The organism is bacterium (assembly GCA_035549195.1).
Classification (GTDB): Bacteria; Oederibacteriota; Muellerivitia; order Muellerivitales; family Muellerivitaceae; genus DASZRK01.
The window spans coordinates 1-2,153 of the sequence record DASZRK010000007.1 but is presented as its reverse complement, the minus strand read 5'-3'; the positions used below and the strand labels follow the sequence as shown (position 1 = coordinate 2,153).

1 rRNA gene is annotated in these 2,153 nt (G+C 60.8%); it reads left to right on the top strand.

The annotated features are described in order from the left end of the window. Positions 1 to 30 precede the first annotated feature (30 nt). Positions 31 to 2,153, top strand: a 23S ribosomal RNA gene (locus VHE12_01655); the annotation flags it as partial.

Below are 2,153 nucleotides of genomic sequence, written 5' to 3'. Positions count from 1 at the left end.
GCGCGTGCTTTGCTTGAGTTACGAATCTGTAGTCAAGCAAGAGAGAGCATGTGGGGGATGCCTGGGCACACAGAGGCGAGGAAGGCCGTGGTAAGCTGCGATAAGCCAAGGGGAGCGGCACACACGCAATGATCCTTGGATGGCCGAATGGGGCAACCCGGCGGGCGCGAGCCCGTCATCCTGTCGCGAGGCAGGAAGCGAACCTGGGGAACTGAAACATCTCAGTACCCAGAGGAAGAGAAATCAACCGAGATGTCCGTAGTAGCGGCGAGCGAACCGGACCGAGCCCAAACCGTTCTCCTTGTGGGAGCGGGGTTGTAGGACCCACAGACGATTCCATCGAAGCCAGCGGAAGTCCCCTGGAATGGGGCGCCAGAGACGGTGACAGCCCGGTAGGCGACGGCGAGGCGGTGGGGTTAGTGGAGTTCCTGAGTAACGCCCGGTACGAGAGTCCGGGCGTGAAGCTGGGGGGACCACCCTCCAAGGCTAAAGACTCCTGTGTGACCGATAGTGGACGAGTACCGTGAGGGACAGGTGAAAAGCACCCCTGGGCGGGGAGTGAAAGAGAGCCTGAAACCACATGCTTACAAGCGGTCGGAGGCAGCCGGACCCTTCGGGGGCCGTGTCTGCTGACGGCGTGCCTTTTGCATTATGATCCGGCGAGTTGCTCCTCGCGTGCGTGGCTAAGCTGGTTGCCAGCGGAGCCGGAGCGAGAGCGAGTCCTGTCACGAGGGCGATGACAGTACGCGGGGGCAGACCCGAAGCCAGGGCGATCTACCCATGAGCAGGGTGAAGCTGAGGTAACACTTAGTGGAGGCCCGAACCGGTGTGGGTTGAAAACCGCTCGGATGACTTGTGGGTAGGGGTGAAAGGCCAATCAAGCCTGGAGATAGCTGGTTCTCTCCGAAATCTATTGAGGTAGAGCCTCAGGGCGTGGTCCGTGGGGGTAGAGCGACTGGATGGGCGCGGGGGCCAGAGCGGCCTACCAACCCCAACCAAACTCCGAATACCATCGGACTGGACCCTGGGAGGCAGTCGCTGAGCGATAATGTCCAGCGGCGAGAGGGAAAGAACCCAGAGCCACAGCTAAGGTCCCGAAGTGATCTCTGAGTATAGCGAAGGATGTGTTCGTGCCGTGACAACGAGGAGGTTGGCTTAGAAGCAGCCATTCCTTTAAAGAGTGCGTAATAGCTCACTCGTCCAGCGTGAATGCGCCGAGAATGGTCGGGATTAAGAGATCCACCGAAGCTTGGCCTGCTGCCGGAAGGCAGCGGGGTAGGAGAGCGTTCCGGGAACGACGAAGGGGCCGGGGAACCGTTGCCCTGGAGTGACCGGAAGTGAGGATGCCGGAATGAGTACGCGCAAACGCGGGTGAAAACCCCGCGCACCGTAAACCCAAGGGTTCCTGCGCCATGGCAATCAGCGCAGGGTGAGGCGGACCCTAAGGCGAGGCCCCAGAGGCGTAGCCGATGGACAGCCGGAGGACATTCCGGCCCCGCCGTCACGTGATGAAGCCATCCGGGACACAGGAACGAAGGACTGGCGGCCAGGTGGAGGGCCGTGTAAGGGGGTAGGCGCAAGCCGAGACCTGATGCCGAGGGCGCGTCGCAAGACAAGCCCGAGTGGTCTGGAGTCGACTGGCAAGAAAAGCGGATGGGGGAGCGTGGCGGTGTCCGTACCGGAAACCGACACAGGTGGGTGAGGCGAGTAGCCTCAGGTGCACGAGTGAAACGTGGTCAAGGAACTCGGCATAATGTTCCCGTAACTTCGGAAGAAGGGAAGCTTGGGGGGGTGACGTGCACAACGAAGCGCCCCCAAGTCGCAGCGAATCGGCCCAAGCGACTGTTTAGCAAAAACACAGGTGTGTGCCAAGCCGCACAAGGCGCCGTATACACACTGACGCCTGCCCGGTGCCGGAAGGTTAAGGGGAGAGGTTAGCCGCAAGGCGACGCCTTGAGCCGAAGCCCCGGTAAACGGCGGCCGTAACTATAACGGTCCTAAGGTAGCGAAATTCCTTGTCGGGTAAGTTCCGACCTGCACGAATGGCGTAACGACTTGGGCACTGTCTCGACCACGTGCTCGGCGAAATTGCAGTCTCGGTGAGGATTCCGAGTCCCCGCGACAGGACAAAAAGACCCCATGCACCTTTACTG